This is a genomic window from Candidatus Accumulibacter propinquus (assembly GCF_056856495.1).
Genome location: NZ_JBSEHC010000003.1, coordinates 1,066,542 through 1,084,055, shown reverse-complemented (window position 1 = coordinate 1,084,055; position 17,514 = coordinate 1,066,542). Strand labels below are relative to the sequence as shown.

General features: G+C 60.9%; 15 protein-coding genes. 5 read left to right on the top strand and 10 right to left on the bottom strand.

Features of this window, described 5'->3' with window-relative positions; genetic code table 11:
- Positions 1-10 precede the first annotated feature (10 nt).
- The 3 genes from AC15MQ_RS10945 (at position 11) to thrC (ending at position 3,588) form a co-directional block, all read left to right on the top strand.
- Positions 11-1,138, top strand: coding sequence for a hypothetical protein (locus AC15MQ_RS10945; RefSeq protein ID WP_483080133.1), 1,128 nt, complete (start codon positions 11-13; stop codon positions 1,136-1,138).
- 233 nt (positions 1,139-1,371) lie between these two features.
- The gene (locus AC15MQ_RS10940; protein WP_287655322.1) at positions 1,372-2,001 is read left to right on the top strand and encodes a GGDEF domain-containing protein; all 630 of its coding nucleotides are present in this window, start codon (positions 1,372-1,374) and stop codon (positions 1,999-2,001) included.
- A gap of 102 nt (positions 2,002-2,103) precedes the next feature.
- The gene (thrC, locus tag AC15MQ_RS10935) at positions 2,104-3,588 is read left to right on the top strand and encodes a threonine synthase (protein WP_287666355.1); all 1,485 of its coding nucleotides are present in this window, start codon (positions 2,104-2,106) and stop codon (positions 3,586-3,588) included.
- An 84-nt stretch (positions 3,589-3,672) separates the two neighbouring features.
- On the opposite strand, the gene AC15MQ_RS10930 is transcribed toward thrC, so the two are convergent.
- Together AC15MQ_RS10930 and nadC are read right to left on the bottom strand one after the other, a co-directional pair.
- Positions 3,673-3,810, bottom strand: coding sequence for a hypothetical protein (locus AC15MQ_RS10930; RefSeq protein WP_287461646.1), 138 nt, complete (start codon positions 3,808-3,810; stop codon positions 3,673-3,675).
- Positions 3,811-4,042: 232 nt separating this feature from the next.
- Entirely contained in the window at positions 4,043-4,900 is an 858-nt protein-coding gene (gene nadC, locus AC15MQ_RS10925; protein WP_287666358.1) for a carboxylating nicotinate-nucleotide diphosphorylase, read from the bottom strand.
- Between the two features lie 59 nt (positions 4,901-4,959).
- Here nadC and AC15MQ_RS10920 point away from each other — a divergent pair, with 59 nt between their 5' ends.
- Positions 4,960-6,435, top strand: coding sequence for an FMN-binding glutamate synthase family protein (locus AC15MQ_RS10920; protein WP_483080132.1), 1,476 nt, complete (start codon positions 4,960-4,962; stop codon positions 6,433-6,435).
- Positions 6,436-6,437: 2 nt separating this feature from the next.
- Here the strand turns inward: AC15MQ_RS10920 and recQ are convergent, their stop codons facing one another.
- From recQ to AC15MQ_RS10895, 5 genes are all read right to left on the bottom strand, one after another.
- Positions 6,438-8,249: a DNA helicase RecQ gene (recQ, locus tag AC15MQ_RS10915; protein WP_483080131.1), complete on the bottom strand. Its 1,812-nt coding sequence runs from the start codon at positions 8,247-8,249 to the stop codon at positions 6,438-6,440.
- Between the two features lie 109 nt (positions 8,250-8,358).
- Positions 8,359-9,090 carry a UDP-2,3-diacylglucosamine diphosphatase gene (locus AC15MQ_RS10910; protein WP_483080130.1) on the bottom strand — a complete coding sequence of 244 codons (732 nt, stop codon included), beginning with the start codon at positions 9,088-9,090 and terminating at the stop codon, positions 8,359-8,361.
- A gap of 31 nt (positions 9,091-9,121) precedes the next feature.
- The gene (locus AC15MQ_RS10905; protein ID WP_483080129.1) at positions 9,122-9,613 is read right to left on the bottom strand and encodes a peptidylprolyl isomerase; all 492 of its coding nucleotides are present in this window, start codon (positions 9,611-9,613) and stop codon (positions 9,122-9,124) included.
- A 129-nt stretch (positions 9,614-9,742) separates the two neighbouring features.
- Positions 9,743-10,303, bottom strand: a complete 561-nt coding sequence (locus tag AC15MQ_RS10900) for a peptidylprolyl isomerase (protein ID WP_287666370.1) — start codon at positions 10,301-10,303, stop codon at positions 9,743-9,745.
- A 131-nt stretch (positions 10,304-10,434) separates the two neighbouring features.
- Positions 10,435-11,499: a L,D-transpeptidase Cds6 family protein gene (locus AC15MQ_RS10895; RefSeq protein WP_483080128.1), complete on the bottom strand. Its 1,065-nt coding sequence runs from the start codon at positions 11,497-11,499 to the stop codon at positions 10,435-10,437.
- 177 nt (positions 11,500-11,676) lie between these two features.
- On the opposite strand from AC15MQ_RS10895, the gene cysS reads away from it, so the two are divergent.
- Entirely contained in the window at positions 11,677-13,050 is a 1,374-nt protein-coding gene (gene cysS / locus AC15MQ_RS10890; RefSeq protein ID WP_332335369.1) for a cysteine--tRNA ligase, read from the top strand.
- A 16-nt stretch (positions 13,051-13,066) separates the two neighbouring features.
- On the opposite strand, the gene AC15MQ_RS10885 is transcribed toward cysS, so the two are convergent.
- From AC15MQ_RS10885 to dnaK, 3 genes are all read right to left on the bottom strand, one after another.
- A complete protein-coding gene (locus AC15MQ_RS10885) occupies positions 13,067-14,209 on the bottom strand; it encodes an ABC transporter substrate-binding protein (RefSeq protein ID WP_287655312.1) in 1,143 nt (380 codons plus the stop codon).
- A gap of 154 nt (positions 14,210-14,363) precedes the next feature.
- On the bottom strand, positions 14,364-15,482 hold the full coding sequence (dnaJ, locus tag AC15MQ_RS10880; RefSeq protein WP_287655311.1) for a molecular chaperone DnaJ: 1,119 nt from the start codon (positions 15,480-15,482) through the stop codon (positions 14,364-14,366).
- 66 nt (positions 15,483-15,548) lie between these two features.
- Positions 15,549-17,486 carry a molecular chaperone DnaK gene (gene dnaK, locus AC15MQ_RS10875; RefSeq protein WP_287655310.1) on the bottom strand — a complete coding sequence of 646 codons (1,938 nt, stop codon included), beginning with the start codon at positions 17,484-17,486 and terminating at the stop codon, positions 15,549-15,551.
- Positions 17,487-17,514: the final 28 nt, after the last annotated feature.

The following is a 17,514-nucleotide window of genomic DNA, read 5'->3' as shown; positions in this document are numbered from 1 at the left end:
GTACAGGCGCATGCTGATCTATCTCGGTTTTTCGGCAGTCGTTGCGTTCATGGCAACGCTGCTCCTGCTGCGTTTCGGCCATCCGTCCTTGCCCGCGGCAGCCCATCTGGTCTTTGCGGTCGGGATCATGCCTCTGATCTTTGCCGCGATCAGCCACTTCGTTCCGGTCCTGACGCGCAGTGGCCATCCGCACCGCCACCTCCTGCTGGCGCCGCTGCTTCTGCAACTGACCGGCGTGCTCGCCTTCCTCGACTTCACCGGCGCCGTGCCGGCGGGGAGCACGCCCGCCGCCGTCGCCGCGCTGCTGGTGTCGATCCTTTTCTCCGGATGGCTGTTGCGACGGGCCAGGCATACGGTCGGCCGACCGCATCCCGGCTGGCTTTGGTATTTCGCAGCCATCGTTAACCTGGACCTCGCCCTGATGCTGGTCCCGGCCATGAACTGGTGGCCGCAGGTGCGAAACGAATTGCGCCTGCTGCATCTTCATCTCAACACCCTCGGCTTCGTCGGGCTGACGGCGCTGGGCACCCTGCAGGTCCTGCTGCCAACCGCCCTGAGCGACCCCGATGCCGACGCCGCGCAACGCCTCCGACACGACCTGCCATGGGCGGCGGGTGGAGCGCTGCTGGTAGCCATTGGCGCCGCTTGCTGGCCACCTCTCGCACTTTCTGGGGCAGTCATGTACCTGGCCGTTGTGTTCAGGATCGGTCTCGCATGGCTGCGGCGCTATGGCTGGCGAACCATTGCCGGTGACGGCGCAGCGGCATCCCTGGCCGCTGCGCTGGCCGGATTTCTGCTGGTGCTTGTCCTGGGAATCGCCCATGCCTTCAAGGCCCTGGACGGCCGCGATGCGGTGCCGGCGTTTGTCGTGGCCTTCCTCTTGCCGCTGGTCACGGGAGCGCTGGCGCAACTGCTGCCGGTGTGGTTCCACCCAGGAAAACGTACTCCGGCGCGCACCCGGATGCACGCCGCCCTGCGTTGCGGAGGGTCGCTGCGCTCGCCGGTGTTCATCCTGGGCGGTATCCTGCTGGCGCTTGGAATAGACGAAGGCATGTGGCTGGCGGCGGCAGGGATGCTCTCCTTTTCCGGTGCGCTGACGAACTCTCTGCTCGCCATACGCTCGGAAAGTGATCAATAGGAAGGTGGATTCCCTACTACAAACAGTATGTTGAATGATTTTCGTGAATAATGTCTCAAGATCTCCGGCGGGCGTCCGTTGCTGGGAGTATGTCCAACCCTGAGTTGCACCCCTGACGGAGAAGCAAGAAAATGTTCAAGCATGACCACTCTGCCCCTGTTCATTCCTCGCGCTGTGCGTCTCGTCACCTGCACCCGCGCCCGCCAGCCATGACCCTCTCAGCACAGCCGCAGATGCTGCTGCCCATAGCCAACGGCCGTACGCAGCACACCCACGTTCGCCGCATTGATTCCCCTCGACCGCAAGCAACGGTGCTGGATCTGATGGCAGCGGAACTGCGTATCGGAGAACTCGAAACAGCTTTGTGCGAAGCGCGTGCGGCCGCTTTCACCGATACCCTGACGGGCGCCCTCAACCGCCGTGGCTTTGATGATGCTCACCGGCGCGAACTGGCACGCGCACGCAGAAGTGGCAGCTCGATGGCCCTGGCACTGATCGATATCGATGATTTCAAGCGATTGAACGACACCTTTGGACACCACGTGGGCGACCAGGCACTGGTCCACCTGGTCAAGGTCCTGTGCGCTGCTCTGCGCCCGTCCGACATTCTTTGCCGCTTCGGGGGCGAAGAGTTTGTCCTGCTGCTGCCGGAAACCGAGCTGAACGCGGCGGCGGCGGCAATTTCGCGTTTCCAGCGACAACTTGCGGCGCACGCCATCCCGGGCACTGATGCCGTCCTGACCTTCAGCGCAGGCGTCGTCATGCAGGAAGTCGGCGAAGCCCTGGACCACACGATTCTGCGTGCGGATGCGGCGACCTATGCTGCCAAACGCGCGGGCAAGAATTGCGTGATCACTGGCTGAGCTTTCGGCCGGGGGTCCGCCGGCCCTCCAGTACCAGGGCGAGAGCGTGGTAGACTGCTCGCTTGCCGTCTTCCCTCTGCTTTCGCCCTCACGGTCATCGCCATGCGCTATATCTCGACTCGCGGTCATCTTTCCGGTATGCCCACTTCCTCAGGTCCGACCTTCAGCGAGATCCTGCTTGGCGGCCTGGCGCCGGACGGTGGACTCTATCTTCCTGAATCCTATCCGCAAGTCAGCAGCAGCGAACTCGAGCAATGGCGGCAACTATCGTATGCCGACCTGGCCTGGGCGGTGCTTTCCAGATTCGTCGACGACATCCCGCCGGCAGATCTGAGAGCCCTGGTGACCCGGACCTACACCGCAGAGGTGTATGGCAACGGCCGCCGCAAGGAAACTGCAGGCGAGATCACTCCCTTGCTCTGGCTGGAGCGACCGGACCCGGCGCGCGCCGAAGGTGGCCTGGCCATCCTCGAACTCTCGAACGGCCCGACGCTCGCCTTCAAGGACATGGCCATGCAGTTGCTTGGCCACCTTTTCGAATACGTCCTGGCAAGACAAGGCGCAGAGATCAACATTCTCGGCGCCACCTCGGGAGATACCGGCTCGTCTGCCGAATATGCGATGCGCGGCAAGCAGGGCGTGCGGGTGTTCATGCTTTCGCCGCACGATCGGATGAGCGCTTTCCAGCGTGCGCAGATGTATTCGCTGCACGATGCCAATATCCACAACATCGCCGTACGCGGCACCTTTGACGATGCCCAGGACATCGTCAAGGCGGTGTCCAATGATCATGCCTTCAAGGCAAAGTACAAGATCGGAGCGGTCAACTCGATCAACTGGGCACGCGTCGCTGCGCAGGTTGTGTACTACTTCAAGGGTTACTTCGCCGCCACGGCCGCAGCACCCAGAGGCAGCAATCACCAGGTGGCCTTTGCCGTACCTTCGGGCAACTTCGGCAACATCTGCGCCGGCCACATCGCGCGCATGATGGGTTTGCCTATCGGGCGACTGGTGCTGGCGACCAACGAGAACGACGTACTCGACGAATTTTTCCGCACCGGCGTCTACCGGCCTCGCTCGACTGCCGAAACCTGCGCCACGTCGAGCCCTTCGATGGACATCTCGAAAGCATCCAACTTCGAACGATTTGTCTTCGATTTGGTAGGACGGGATGCGAGCGTGGTGCGCAAGCTATGGGCAGAGGTGGATGCCGGTCGCAGTTTTGACCTCTCGGGCACGCCCTTCCTAGCCCGCCTGCCTCAATTCGGCTTCATTTCCGGGAGCAGCACACATGCCGATCGGCTGGCAACGATCCGTCAGACCTTCGCCAAGTACGGCCTGATGATCGATACGCACACCGCCGACGGGCTCAAGGTCGGCAGCGAGTTGCGCACGCCCGACATGCCGATGGTGGTTCTCGAAACGGCCCTGCCGGCCAAGTTCGAGCAAACGATCGTCGAGGCTCTCGGCCGGCAACCGCAGCGACCTGCCGGCTTGCAGGGCATTGAAGACCTGCCGCAAAGGGTGCAAGTGATGGACGTCAGTGTTGATGCCGTGAAGCGTTTCATAGAACAGCATGTTCGCTGATGGCGAGCAACCGCGCCATCAGCGAACAGCGGGCCTGCAACTGGCCTCAATAACTGGCCTCAAATCGTGGCGAACGCTTCCTTTTCAGAGGTAGATCACGGCAGGAAAAACGGCAGCAGCGAGCACCAGCACCAGCCATTCCAGGTTATGCCGCGCCAGGAAGCCGGTGAAGTGCATGATCAGAATCGTAATCGCCAAGACATAAAACAGCGCAAATAGCATCAGACCACCCTTTCTCTTTTTGCGCAGACCCCAACAATCCGTCTGCTTCCCGTCGCTCGGGCCGAATTATATAACCGCTTCGCCCGCTGTCCCCGTCCAGGGTAGTGCTGCCAGACTGCAGCTGTCTTGCTCGAAAATGTTTCCGCCCGGCTCGTTCTTCTGCTCCGGCTGGCGGCGCGCACCCCCGACCCGGGTGATCCAACTGCCGGCTCATGGACCCGATGGGCGCTTGCTAGCCCTGAAAACGCATTGACAGGTCTAGAGCGCGGACATCCTTGGTCAAGGCACCGACCGAGATGCGGTGTACGCCCGTCTCGGCAATGGCCCGCACGCGCTCCAGGCTGACGTTGCCCGAAGCCTCCAACACGGCCCGACCACCGGCGATGGCCACGGCTTCACGCAGTTGCTCCAGGCTCATATTGTCAAGCAGGATCATTACCGCGCCGGCATCGAGGGCCTGCTTCAACTCGGCGAGGGACTCGACCTCGATCTGCACGAACTGGCAGACCCCGGCCGCACGCTCGGCAAGCTGCATGGCGGCGGCGAGCGCTGCCGGAATGCTGCGGGCGGCGAGAATGTGGTTTTCCTTGATCAGGATTCCGTCATAAAGACCGAGGCGGTGATTGCCGCCGCCACCGCACCTGACTGCGTATTTTTGCGCCAGGCGCAAGCCAGGGATCGTCTTGCGCGTATCGACCACCTGGGCCCCGGTACCGGCCACCCGATCCGCATACTGGCGGGCCATGGTGGCAACGCCGGACAGCAGTTGCAGGAAATTGAGCGCAGTTCGCTCGCCGGTGAGCAGGGAGCGCGCAGGACCCTCGATCTCGCAAAGCAACTGATTGGGCTGCAAGCGCTGGCCATCTTCTGCCTTCCAGGTGATGGCGACCGCCGCATCCAGCTTCCGGAAGCAACGCTCGAACCAGGCACGCCCACAGAGTACCGCGTCCTCACGGGCAATGACCGTGGCGCAACTGAACTCGCCAGCCGGGACGAGTTGCGCGGTCAGGTCACCGCTACCGACATCCTCTGTGAGTGCGGCGGTGACATTGCGCTCGATTTCGGCATCAAGCAGGTCTGCAAGGGTCATGACAAATCCCGTACACTAAGGGGTGACTTGCTCAATTCTAACACTGATGGGAGCGGCAATTGCTTGACCTACTGCTTTCCGGACTGGGCGCACTGCTTGCCCTGGCCTTCACCGGCGCCCTGGTCTACCTCTACGTGCAGGACGTCACGCAGGAAAAACATGCCGTACTGCGGAACTTTCCGCTGGTCGGGCACCTGCGTTATTTTTTCGAGCGCCTCGGCGAATACTTCCGCCAATACTTCTTCCTTGGCGACCGTGAGGAAATGCCCTTCGACCGGGCGACGCGTAGTTGGGTCTATCGCATGGCGAAAAACGAGGGCGGGATTATCGGCTTCGGATCAACCTATCGGATTCACGAAGCCGGTGCCCTGGTTTTCGTCAACGCTCCGTTTCCTGTGCTTGAGGAGGAACAACTGCCGACACCTGTGGTGGTAGTCGGTGAAGGTTATTGCCGGACACCCTTCGCCGGCAGATCGCTGGTGAACATCAGCGCGATGAGCTTCGGAGCGATTTCCCGACCAGCCGTACGCGCATTATCCCGCGGTGCGGCCGCGGCTGGCTGCTGGCTTGATACCGGCGAGGGCGGACTGTCTCCTTATCATCTGGAGGGTGGTTGCGACATCATTTTTCAGATCGGAACCGCCAAATACGGTGTTCGGGACGAGCACGGCGAACTGTCGGAGGTCCGCCTGCGCGAACTGGCGGCGAACGCAACGGTGCGCGCCTTCGAGATCAAACTTTCGCAGGGAGCCAAGCCGGGCAAGGGTGGCGTTCTGCTCGGCAACAAGGTCACGCCCGAGATCGCCGGCATTCGCGGCATTGCCGAGGGTCGCGATTCGATGAGCCCGAACCGTCACCAGGATATCGCCAACATCGACGAACTGCTCGACAAGATCGAGCAAGTTCGGAAAGTGACCGGCAAGCCGGTAGGCATCAAGACCGCCATCGGTGGTGATCGCTTCATGCTTGAACTCACTGCGGCGGTCGCGCGGCGTGGTCTGCAGGCGGCGCCCGACTTTCTGACCATCGATGGCGGCGAGGGGGGCAGTGGTGCGGCACCGCAGGCCCTGGCCGATCATATGGCGCTGGCGATCGACGAAGCGCTGCCGCTGATCGTCGACGCGCTGCTTGCCAGCGGACTCAAGGAGCGCATTCGGATCATTGCCGCCGGTCAGTTGGTGACCCCGGCGCGTGTCGCCTGGGCATTGTCGGCGGGAGCCGATTTCGTGAACACCGCCCGCGGCTTCATGTTCTCGCTGGGCTGCATCCAGGCCTTGCGCTGCCATACCAATACCTGTCCAACCGGCGTCACCACACACGACCCGCGCCTGCAACGCGGCCTGGTCGTTGCGGACAAGGCCGCGCGAGTAGCGTCATACTGCCGCAACATGAACAAGGAGGTCGCGATGATCGCTCACTCCTGTGGTCTGCGCCATGCCCGCGAACTCCGCCGAGAACACGTGCGCATCGTCCAGCCCTCAGGTCAGAGTGTCGCGCTCGACGCTCTCCACCCCTACCCGGTCCGAGCCACCTGAACTCAGTCGCTGGCAGCAACGAGGGTCAGCAATTCCCGGCCATAGCGCTCGGCTTTGGCCACGCCGATCCCCGGAACGGCAAGCAGCGCTGGCACGGAATCCGGGAGCAGTGTGGCGATCTCGTGCAGTGCCCGATCATGGAGGATCACGTAAGCTGGCACACCCTGCTCACGGGCCTTCTCGCTGCGCCAGGCACGCAATCTGGCCAGCAGCGGTGAATCATCGGCTCGCCGGGGGCGGTCGGGACTGACCTTGTTCCTGGCTTGTCTGCCCTTTGGCGTTTCCAGCCGCCGCCGCAACTTGATGCTGGCTTCTCCCTTGAGAATCGGCCGCGCTTCGTCGGTCAGCTTCAAGGCCCCGTAGGCTGTGGCGTCGGCTTCGAGGACACCGCCCGCAAGCAACTGGCGAAAAACCGAACGCCAGCCCATGTCATCCATTTCCGCACCAACGCCGAAGGTGGGCAGATGTTCGTGGCCAAACTGCTTCACCTTGTCCGTAGACTTGCCGCGCAGGATGTCTATCAGATGCCCGGCGCCAAAGCGCTGACCGGTGCGCAAGGCTGCCGACAACGCCTTCTGCGCCGCGATGGTGCCATCCCACAGCAACGGCGGATCGAGACAGACATCGCAATTGCCGCAAGGTGCCGCTTCCTCGCCAAAATAGTTCAGCAAGAGTACACGCCGGCACTGCGCCGATTCGCAATAGGCCAGCATGCTGTCGAGCTTCTGCCGCTCGATGCGTTTCTGCTCGGGTGGCGCCGACGACTCGTCAATCATCTGTCGGTGGATCACCACATCGTTGAGCCCGTAAGTCATCCAGGCTTCGGACGGGTCGCCGTCACGCCCCGCCCGCCCGGTTTCCTGGTAATACGCTTCGAGGCTCTTGGGTAGATCGAGGTGCACAACGAAGCGTACGTCCGGCTTGTCGATCCCCATACCGAAGGCAATCGTTGCTACCATCACCAGGCCGTCCTCGCGGAGAAAGCGCTGCTGATGGTGCTGGCGGTCGGCGGCCGTCAGCCCGGCATGGTAGGGCAAGGCGGCCACACCCTGTGCATTCAGCCACACCGCTGTTTCATCGACCTTGCGGCGTGACAGGCAATAAACGATTCCGGCTTCCCCCCGATGGGCACCCAGGAAGGAGAGCAGTTGCTTGCGAGGATTGTCACGCTCAACGACCGTATAGCGGATGTTTGGCCGGTCGAAACTCGCCACGAACAGCCTCGCCTCGGCAAGACTCAGGCGGGTGATGATTTCCTGGCGTGTCAGCTGGTCGGCAGTCGCCGTCAACGCAATTCGCGGCACGGAAGGAAAGCGCTCGTGCAATTGCGAGAGCTGGATGTACTCCGGGCGAAAGTCGTGCCCCCATTGCGAAACACAGTGGGCCTCGTCAATCGCGAACAGTGCGAGCTGCTGGCGTCCCACAAGCTGTTCGAGCAAGCCGATGAAACGGTCGGTGAGCAAACGTTCGGGAGCGACGTAGATCAGATCCAGTTCGCCACGCAGCAAACGACGTTCGGTGTCGACCAGCGACTGGAAATCCAGCGTCGAATTCAGGAACGCTGCGCGCACACCCGCCAGCCGCAAGGCGTCGACCTGGTCCTGCATCAGCGCAATCAGCGGCGAGACGACCACCCCAACGCCCGGCCGGACGAGTGCGGGGATCTGGTAACAGAGCGACTTGCCGCCGCCGGTCGGCATCAGCACCAGGGCGTCCCCGCCTCTGACGACCTGGTCGACGATCTCCGCCTGCTGACCGCGAAAAGACGCATAGCCAAAGACGCGGCGGAGGATGTCGACGGCTGGAGAAGTCATTGCCGGAGTAGTAACGACGATGGTAAGTCCTCAGGCAAAGGACAGAGGGGACTTCCGCCAGCGCAGCACCGTATTGTCGGCGCTGACAGGTGACAAGGTTTGAAATCAGTCAGCGCAAGCGCTCCCGGGTGAGATTCGAGCCGCTCCAGCACAGGCACTCACCCTGTGTCTCGGTCCAGTCGGCGAGCACCCAGCGCTCGACGTGGATGCCGTCGACGAGATGGTCGTGGGTCGCCGGACGATGCGTGTGACCGTGGATCAAGCTTGCATAGCCGTGCGCGCGCAGAAAATCGTCGGTGGTACCGGGATTGACATCCATCAGGTACTCCGCCTTGTCACGCTTGGCCGACTCGCTTTTCTGGCGCAGCGCCACCGCCACTGCCCGACGTTCTGCCAGTGGCCTGGCGAGAAAGGCGGCTTGCCACTCCGCGCGGCGAACGAGCGAACGAAACGACTGATATTCGTGATCGTCCGTACACAACGCGTCACCATGCGACAGCACGAACTGCCAGGTGGGCAACGACAGGACATGCGGATCCGGCAGCAGCCGCGCGCCGCTCCGGGCCGCAAAAACCTCACCGAGCAGAAAGTCGCGATTGCCATGCATCACCGAAACGCCAATGCCAGCCGTGACCAGCAAACGCAGTGCGGCGACAATCTCCGCCGCAAACGAATCCCGCGCATCGTCAAGACAATCGTCGCCCGGCCAGGCTTCGAAAAGATCGCCAAGAATGAACAGGTGCTCGGCCGCACGCGCCCGTCCGCCGAGAAAATCAAGAAAGAGTCGCGCGACCCCCGGCGCTTGCGGCGCCAGATGCAGGTCGGAAATGAACAGGATCAAGGAGGCTAGCGATCGGTCACCGGCACACGCCTCAGCAAACTTCGGCGCGCTCGATCAGCACGTCCTCGACGGGCACGTCGCTGTGGCCACCGGCAGTGGCTGTCTTGACGACCTTGATGCGGTCGACGACCTCTGAACCCTCCACGACCTTGCCGAAAACACAGTAGCCCCAACCTTGCGCATTAGGCGCTCGGTGGTTCAGGAAGTCATTATTCACCACGTTGATGAAAAACTGCGCGGTGGCCGAGTGCGGTTCAGCGGTGCGTGCCATGGCGACCGTGTAAGCCACGTTCTTCAGTCCGTTGTCGGCCTCATTCCTGATCGGTGCCTGACATGCCTTCTGCTTCATGCCCGGCATGAAGCCGCCACCCTGAATCATGAAGCCGGGAATCACACGGTGGAAAATGGTATTGTCGTAGTGGCCGGCGGCGACGTAGGCCAGGAAATTCTCGGACGACAGGGGTGCCTTCTCGGCGTCGACTTCGATACCGATGATGCCGAAATTGGTGTGTAGCTTGATCATGGCTTTCCTAGATGTGGGAGTTGCTTCGGCAACCCGCGTAATCGCCTCGCACGAAAATGTGGAAGCGGGGATGGAGTGAGGGAATCGGTCAGCACCGGCTTGTGCTGAGGTCTTAACAACCCGTAACCGCTATTTTTTTTCGGGAATGACCCTGACCGACTGGATGGTCACCGGTTCGAGCGGCACGTTCTGGTGCATGGAGCGGTTGCCGGTAGCCACCTTGGCAATCCTGTCCACCACATCGAGTCCCTGCGTGACCTTGCCAAAAACGGCGTAGCCCCAGCCGTCGGATCCCGGGTAGTTGAGCGATGCGTTGTCACGGTGGTTGATGAAAAACTGCGAACTCGCCGAATTCGGGTCCGCCGTACGGGCCATGGCAATCGTGCCGCGGTCGTTCTTCAGGCCATTCTTTCCTTCGTTATCCACTTTCCGGGGCGCCGCCTTCTGTTCCAGATCAACCGTAAAACCACCTCCCTGGATCATGAAACCCGGAATGACGCGGTGAAAGACCGTGCCGTTGTAGAACCCTTCATTGACGTACTGTACAAAATTCTGGACAGTCTTTGGGGCTTTCTCGGAATCGAGTTCGATCACGATTCTGCCCATGCTGGTCTGCATTTCGACGCTTGGCGCAGCCAAAGCGGCGAAGGACAGCAATCCACCGATAATCAAGGCGAGTTTCCTGTGCATCACACCATTCCTTCCCAAGTGATTTTTCGGGTGCCGCCGACACCTGCCGGGCGCGCACTCGTTTCCCGGCGCCTGGCAGCTACCGCAGGGCGGTGTCCCGCTCTCTGAGCGTCCTCACGCCTCTGTGCTGCTCATCCACCCACACGTTCCTGCTGGATCAACCATCGCCCCCTGACCCTGACGAGGACCATGGTCTTGCCGACAGAAGATTTCAGATAGGGGGAAGCATAGTGCTGCTTGAACCGGGCAGTCGCCTTGTCGTCGGCAAAGGACACCTTGATGTCCTCGATTTCGACCAGCAATTTGCCCGGTTTCTGCATCGGTCGCATACGCTCGATTTCCCATGCCTTGCGTGACATCCCTCGTGGTGGCAGGAAATCGGCGGCGTAATAAGCAAGGTAAGCCTTCGCGTCCTTGCGTGACCAGGCGTGCGCCCAGGCTTGCAACGCCCTGTTCACCGCCGCTTCTTCAGCGCCGGAAGCAGGTGCAGGGGTCCTGGGCAGCGCTGCTACGGCGTCCACCGCTTTCGGCACCGACCGCTCGGCCAGCGTCTCCGCCGCACGGAGCGGTGCGGGCTTGTCCGTCGTTCTGGCCGCAGGCGTTGTCGTAGCGCCGACAGTCAGCGTGGTATCCGTCCCACGCGTGGCCTCGATCTTGCCCGCCTCGCCGATCGTGGCGACTTGCTTGCCTGCCGCCACACCCGCAGTGCTGATCAGTTCACGCAGCCGGAACAACTTGGTCTGTGCGATTTTCTTTGCCGGATTAAGTTGCAAAGCCTTGTCATAAGCCTGGCTGGCGAGATTGGCATGCACATCGCCAAGGTTCTCGTAGGCAGTGGCGTAACCCGGATAGGTTCTGATCGCCATCTCAAGTGCCGTACGCGCCTTGTCGTACTGTTTCTGCCGGGCATAGAGCACAGCGAGGTTGTTATACGGTTCGGGAAGTTCGGGATAGTCTTCGGTCAGCTTGCTGAACACGGCTATCGCTTCAGCGGGACGCCCCATCTCGGCGAGGATCAGGCCCTTGAGAAATTGCCCCTGCGCCTCCTTCGGCTTGCCGGCCAGATAAGTGTCGACTTTCTCGAGGGCCTGCGACGACAGCCCCTGTTTCAACAGGCGCTGCGCATCGGCCAGGCTGTCTGCAATGGCCGGGGAGTCTGCGCAAATCAATATCAGGGCAAGGAGCAAAGCATGCAAGAGCGTCGGCAAGGGCCTCGGGAGGTTCGAGCGCATCGTTATGGTATACTTGGTCTGGCAACGGTTGGTAGTGGTTGGCGACTCGACCGATCGATTCTAACAAAAGCCGCGACCAAACCAAAGCACTGTACGCCGCCAGCGCCACGCTTTCCGCGGCTCATTGCCGTGGACCCGAAAATGCTGAAAATTTACAACTCGCTGGCCAGAGAAAAGCAGAACTTCGTACCCATCACCCCGGGCAGCGTCCGCATGTATGTCTGTGGGATGACAGTTTACGATTACTGCCATCTCGGTCATGCCCGTGTTCTGGTGGTGTTCGACATGGTGCAGCGCTGGCTGCGTGCGAGTGGACTAGAGGTCAACTACGTCCGGAACATTACCGATATTGACGACAAGATCATCAAGCGCGCCTTCGACAACAAGGAAAGCATCGGCGAACTGACGGAGCGCTTCATCCGCTGCATGGACGAGGACGCCGCCGCCCTGGGAGTGGAAAAACCGGATCATGAACCGCGGGCGACGGCATACATCCCGCAGATGCTCGAATTGATCCGGCGGCTGGAGGCGAACGGACTGGCTTACCAGACGGCGGCCGGCGACATGAACTTTTCGGTACGCAAGTTTCCGGGCTACGGAAAGCTCTCGGGCAAGTCGGTTGATGATCTGCGGGCCGGCGAACGCGTCGACGTCGACGGGACCAAGGACGACCCACTCGACTTCGTCCTGTGGAAACACGCGAAACCTGGCGAGCCTTTCTGGGCTTCGCCTTGGGGCAATGGCCGACCGGGCTGGCACATCGAATGCTCGGCGATGGGTTCGGACCTGCTCGGCAAGCACTTCGACATCCACGGCGGCGGCCAGGACCTACAGTTTCCCCACCACGAAAATGAAATCGCCCAGTCCGAGGGCGCACATCGCTGCCGCTTCGTCAACTACTGGATGCACAACGGTTTTGTCCGCGTCGATGACGAAAAGATGTCGAAATCACTCGGCAACTTTTTCACGATCAGGGAGATTCTCAAGAAATACGATCCCGAGGTGCTGCGCTTCTTCATCCTTCGTGCCCACTACCGCAGCCCTCTGAACTATTCCGAAGGCCATCTCGACGATGCCCGGCAGGCGCTGAGCCGTCTCTACACTGCGCTCAAGGCAGTGCCCGCGGAAATCGCGCCGATCGAATGGAATCAGTCACCAGCGCTTCGCTTCCGGCAGGCCATGGACGACGACTTCAATACACCCGAAGCCTGCGCCGTGCTGTTCGAACTGGCTGGTGAGGTCAACCGCAGCCAATCTCCGGTCCTCGCGGGGCAATTGCGGGCGCTGGCGGGTCTGCTGGGTCTCCTGACGCGAGACCCGCAGGTCTTCCTGCAAGCCACGCCGCGGAACGAAGGCGAAATTTCCGCCGCAGACATCGAAGCGCTGATTGGGCAGCGCGTGGCCGCCAAGCAGCGCAAGGACTACGCGGCAGCGGACCGGATCCGTAGTGAACTGGCGACAGCGGGAGTGATCCTCGAGGATGGCGCCAAGGGCACCGGCTGGCGACGCGCGTAACCTTGCTGGGAAGCGCCTAGCGAAGAACGCGGCCGCCGCTTCCGATGACCGTCAGGTCGACAAATCGCGAGCCGAGCCTGTCGTTCGCCGAGTAGCTGACGCGATAACCGCCGAGGTCGTAGTTGTGCATGCCTTCCAGACTGCTGATCAGTTTTTCCCTGGTGGGATCCTTGCCTGCTTTGCGTAGCGCTTCGACCAGCACCTTCGCCATGGCATAGGCCTCGACGCCGTAGTAGGACGATTTGCCCTGCCTATCGAGCAGTTTCTGGTATTCGCGGATCATCGGTGTGGTGTCGTTCCACGGATAGGGCATGACCTGCGAGATACCGATACCACGCGCCTCATCACCAAGTTCCTGGACCAGCAGGTCAGCCCCAACCGGTGACAAGGTCATGAACTGCGGTTTCTGGTTGGCTTTGCGCATGGCGCGCACGAAGGCGGCCGTCGGCTTGTAGAGGGTGACCATGATCACCGCTTGCGGGCTGACCTTGGCGATGTCCTGTACCGCCTGGCTGACTTCAACGGAGTTTCGCTCCACCGTGGCAATCGCTGACGGCACCTGATTGTGCTTCCTGAGCGCTGCCACCACGCCATCGAGGCCAGACTTGCCGAAACCATCATTCTGGTACAGGACCGCGATGTTCTTGAAGCCCAGCGAGACCAACTGGTTGACGATGGCTTCAGTCTCGTTCGCGTAGCTCGCCCGGACGTTGAACATATAGCGATTGTTCGGATGGTCCCTGGGCGACTGCCGGATCGAGTCGGTGCCGGAGATGGTGCCCACCAGCGGCACCTTGGCCACACCGAAAACCTCATTCATGGCCGCTGTCGTTGGGCTGGACCCGTATGAGGCCAGCAGGGCGAAGACCTTTTCCTGGTTGATCAAGGCACGGGTATTGGCCACCGTCCGATCGGTCTCGTAGCCGTCGTCGAGTGCACGCAGTTCAAGTCGTCGGCCATGGATGCCGCCGGCGTCGTTGACCTGCCGGAAGAAGGCGTTGATCACCATCTTCATGTCCAGTCCGTACGCCCCGCTCGGACCAGAAAACGGCGCCGTCATGCCGATCAGAATGCTGTTGTCGGTGACCCCCACCTCGGCTGCAGCGACACCGCCCAACCAACCCAAAAAGCATAACAGCAGCGCTTTTGCAATACCCATGCCATGACCCTCCCCTAGCTCAACAGCCGTGGTCGGCCCTCGGCCACGTCCAAGACTGACGAAGAATGGCCAAGGAAACTGACACCTCCCTTACAGGAAGAGAAGAACCGGGTTGTTGCGCGCCTTCACGCGGTAGGGGCGACTGTCACCGCGATCACGGAGCCGCAAAGAAGTCCCGTACGCGATCCATCCAGGACTTGGCGCGCGGGTTATGGTGCGCAGAGTTTTCGCGACTCGATTCCTCAAGCTCGCGCAACAATTCCTTCTGACGATCGGTGAGGTGAACCGGGGTTTCCACCACCACGTGGCAAAGCAGGTCGCCGTGGTTATGGCTGCGAACCCCCTTGATGCCCTTGCCGCGCAAGCGAAACGTTTTTCCCGACTGAGTCTCTGGGGGAACACGGATCTTCGCCACACCATCGAGCGTCGGAATATCAATTTCTCCACCAAGGGCAGCGGTGGTGAAACTGATCGGCATCTCGCAGTGCAGATCGTTCTGCTCGCGCTGAAACACAGGGTGCGACTTGAGGTGAATCTGAACGTAGAGATCTCCGGACGGGCCACCGTTGATGCCGTGCTCACCTTCGCCTGAGAGGCGAATCCGGTCTCCCTCATCGACCCCAGCCGGAATCTTGACCGCCAGCGTCTTGTGCTGCTTGACGCGGCCCGCTCCGTGACAGGCACCGCAAGGCTCGGCAATAAAACGGCCGGTGCCGTGGCACTTGGGGCAAGTCTGCTGGATTGAAAAGAATCCCTGTTGCAGTCGAACCTGGCCACTGCCCTGACACGTCGGACAGGTCTTCGGTTGTGTGCCCGCCTTGGCACCGCTGCCATGGCAAGCGTCGCAAGCTTCCATCGTCGGAATGCGAATCTTCGTTTCCGTTCCGAACGCCGCTTGCTCAAGGGTAACTTCGAGGTTGTAACGTAGATCAGCGCCGCGATAGATATTCGAACGTCCACCACGACCACCGCCGAAAATCTCGTCAAAGATGCCGCCAAAGGCGTCGGAGAAGCCTCCTGCCCCGGCAGCACCCATGCCCGCCTGCGGGTCAATCCCAGCATGTCCGTACTGGTCATAGGCAGCTCGTTTCTGCGTATCGGTAAGAATCTCGTAGGCTTCCTTGACTTCCTTGAAGTGCTCTTCGGCCCTGGGATTGTCCGGATTGCGGTCCGGATGGTATTTCATCGCCAGTTTGCGGTAGGCCTTCTTGATGTCATCGTCGGATGCATCACGGTTGACGCCCAGAATGTCGTAAAAGTCGCGTTTTGCCATAGGTTCTTGAGCACTTTGAGGGGCGAAGCGAGGCGCGATTATACGCCTCGCGTTTCAGGCGGATGCCTACTTTTTGCCTTTTACTTCGGTAAATTCGGCGTCGACGACATCACTGTCATCCTTCTTCCCCTCACCGGCGGTACCGGCACCGCCGGCGGCACTCTCGGCACCCTCGGCATGCGCTTGCTGCTTGGCGTACATCTTCTCGCCAAGCTTCTGTGCTGCCGTCCCGAGCGCCTCACTCTTGGCCTTGATGGTTTCAAGGTCACTGCCACGAATCGCCTCCTCGGCTTCCTGCATCGCTTTCTCGATGACGCTTTTCTCGCTGTCGGAAAGCTCCTTGCCGTATTCGGCGAGTGACTTCTTGACCGTATGAATCATGCCGTCGCACTGGTTACGCGTTTCCGCCAGTTCGTGCGCTTTCCGATCCTCTTCCGCGTGCACCTCGGCATCCTGGACCATGCGCTGCACTTCCGCCTCGCTGAGACCCGAAGAAGCCTGGATCTTGATCTTGTTTTCCCTGCCGGTGGCCTTGTCCTTCGCCGAGACATGCAGAATCCCATTGGCGTCGATATCGAAAGTGACTTCGATCTGCGGCATACCGCGCGGCGCCGGCGGAATATCGGAGAGGTTGAACTGCCCGAGGCTCTTGTTCCCCGAGGCCATTTCTCGCTCACCCTGCAATACATGAATGGTTACCGCAGACTGGTTGTCGTCCGCCGTCGAGAAAACCTGCGTCGCCTTGGTCGGAATGGTCGTGTTCTTCTTGATCAGCTTGGTCATCACCCCGCCGAGAGTCTCGATACCCAGGGACAGCGGGGTCACGTCGAGCAACAGAACGTCCTTGACTTCGCCTTGCAGTACGCCTCCCTGAATCGCCGCGCCGACGGCGACCGCTTCGTCGGGATTGACATCGCGGCGAGGTTCGCGGCCGAAGAACTCTTTGACGCGCTCCTGCACCTTGGGCATCCGTGACTGGCCACCGACCAGAATCACGTCGTTGATGTCACCGATCTTGCATCCGGCATCCTTCAGCGCGATGCGGCACGGCTCGATGGTACGCTCGATGAGTTCGTCGACCAGCGACTCGAACTTGGCGCGCGTGATCTTCAGTGTCAGGTGCTTGGGTCCGGAACTGTCGGCAGTGATGTACGGCAGGTTGATCTCATTCTGCTGCCCCGACGACAGTTCGATCTTGGCCTTTTCGGCAGCATCCTTGAGGCGCTGCAGGGCCAGCACGTCGGCCTTCAGGTTAACCCCGGATTCCTTCTTGAATTCTTCGATGATGTAGTCAATCAAGCGCTGGTCGAAGTCTTCGCCACCGAGGAAGGTATCGCCGTTGGTTGACAGCACCTCGAACTGATGCTCGCCTTCGACCTCTGCAATTTCGATGATGGAAATGTCGAAGGTCCCGCCACCAAGGTCATAAACGGCGATCTTCTTGTCGCCCTGCTTCTTGTCCATACCGAAGGCCAGTGCCGCCGCCGTCGGTTCATTGATGATGCGCTTCACTTCAAGGCCGGCGATCCGGCCGGCATCCTTGGTCGCCTGCCGCTGGCTGTCGTTGAAGTAGGCCGGCACGGTGATGACCGCCTCGGTGACTTCCTCGCCAAGATAGTCCTCGGCGGTCTTCTTCATCTTGCGCAGGACCTCAGCGGACACCTGCGGGGGGGCAATCTTCTTGCCTCGCACCTCGACCCAGGCGTCGCCGTTGTCTGCCTTGAGAATCTTGAAGGGCATCAGCGAGATGTCCTTTTGTACTTCCTTTTCCTCGAAGCGACGACCGATCAGCCGCTTGACCGCGTACAGCGTGTTCCTCGGATTGGTCACCGCCTGGCGCTTGGCTGGCGCGCCACAGAGGATCTCGCCGTCTTCAGCGTAGGCCACGATCGATGGCGTGGTACGCGCTCCCTCAGAGTTCTCGATCACTTTCGGTTTGCCGTTCTCCATTACCGCGACGCAGGAGTTGGTTGTACCGAGATCAATACCGATGATCTTGCCCATTTCAGAATCCTTTCAATATCTCATTATT

Coding starts and splice junctions, on each gene's coding strand:
- AC15MQ_RS10900 (WP_287666370.1), bottom strand. CDS start 10,303: ATGCACAGGAAACTCGCCTTGATTATCGGTGGATTGCTGTCCTTCGCC.
- dnaK (WP_287655310.1), bottom strand. CDS start 17,486: ATGGGCAAGATCATCGGTATTGATCTCGGTACAACCAACTCCTGCGTC.
- AC15MQ_RS10940 (WP_287655322.1), top strand. CDS start 1,372: ATGCTGCTGCCCATAGCCAACGGCCGTACGCAGCACACCCACGTTCGC.
- AC15MQ_RS10885 (WP_287655312.1), bottom strand. CDS start 14,209: ATGGGTATTGCAAAAGCGCTGCTGTTATGCTTTTTGGGTTGGTTGGGC.
- cysS (WP_332335369.1), top strand. CDS start 11,677: ATGCTGAAAATTTACAACTCGCTGGCCAGAGAAAAGCAGAACTTCGTA.
- nadC (WP_287666358.1), bottom strand. CDS start 4,900: ATGACCCTTGCAGACCTGCTTGATGCCGAAATCGAGCGCAATGTCACC.
- AC15MQ_RS10930 (WP_287461646.1), bottom strand. CDS start 3,810: ATGCTATTTGCGCTGTTTTATGTCTTGGCGATTACGATTCTGATCATG.
- dnaJ (WP_287655311.1), bottom strand. CDS start 15,482: ATGGCAAAACGCGACTTTTACGACATTCTGGGCGTCAACCGTGATGCA.
- AC15MQ_RS10905 (WP_483080129.1), bottom strand. CDS start 9,613: ATGATCAAGCTACACACCAATTTCGGCATCATCGGTATCGAAGTCGAC.
- recQ (WP_483080131.1), bottom strand. CDS start 8,249: ATGACTTCTCCAGCCGTCGACATCCTCCGCCGCGTCTTTGGCTATGCG.
- thrC (WP_287666355.1), top strand. CDS start 2,104: ATGCGCTATATCTCGACTCGCGGTCATCTTTCCGGTATGCCCACTTCC.
- AC15MQ_RS10945 (WP_483080133.1), top strand. CDS start 11: ATGCTGATCTATCTCGGTTTTTCGGCAGTCGTTGCGTTCATGGCAACG.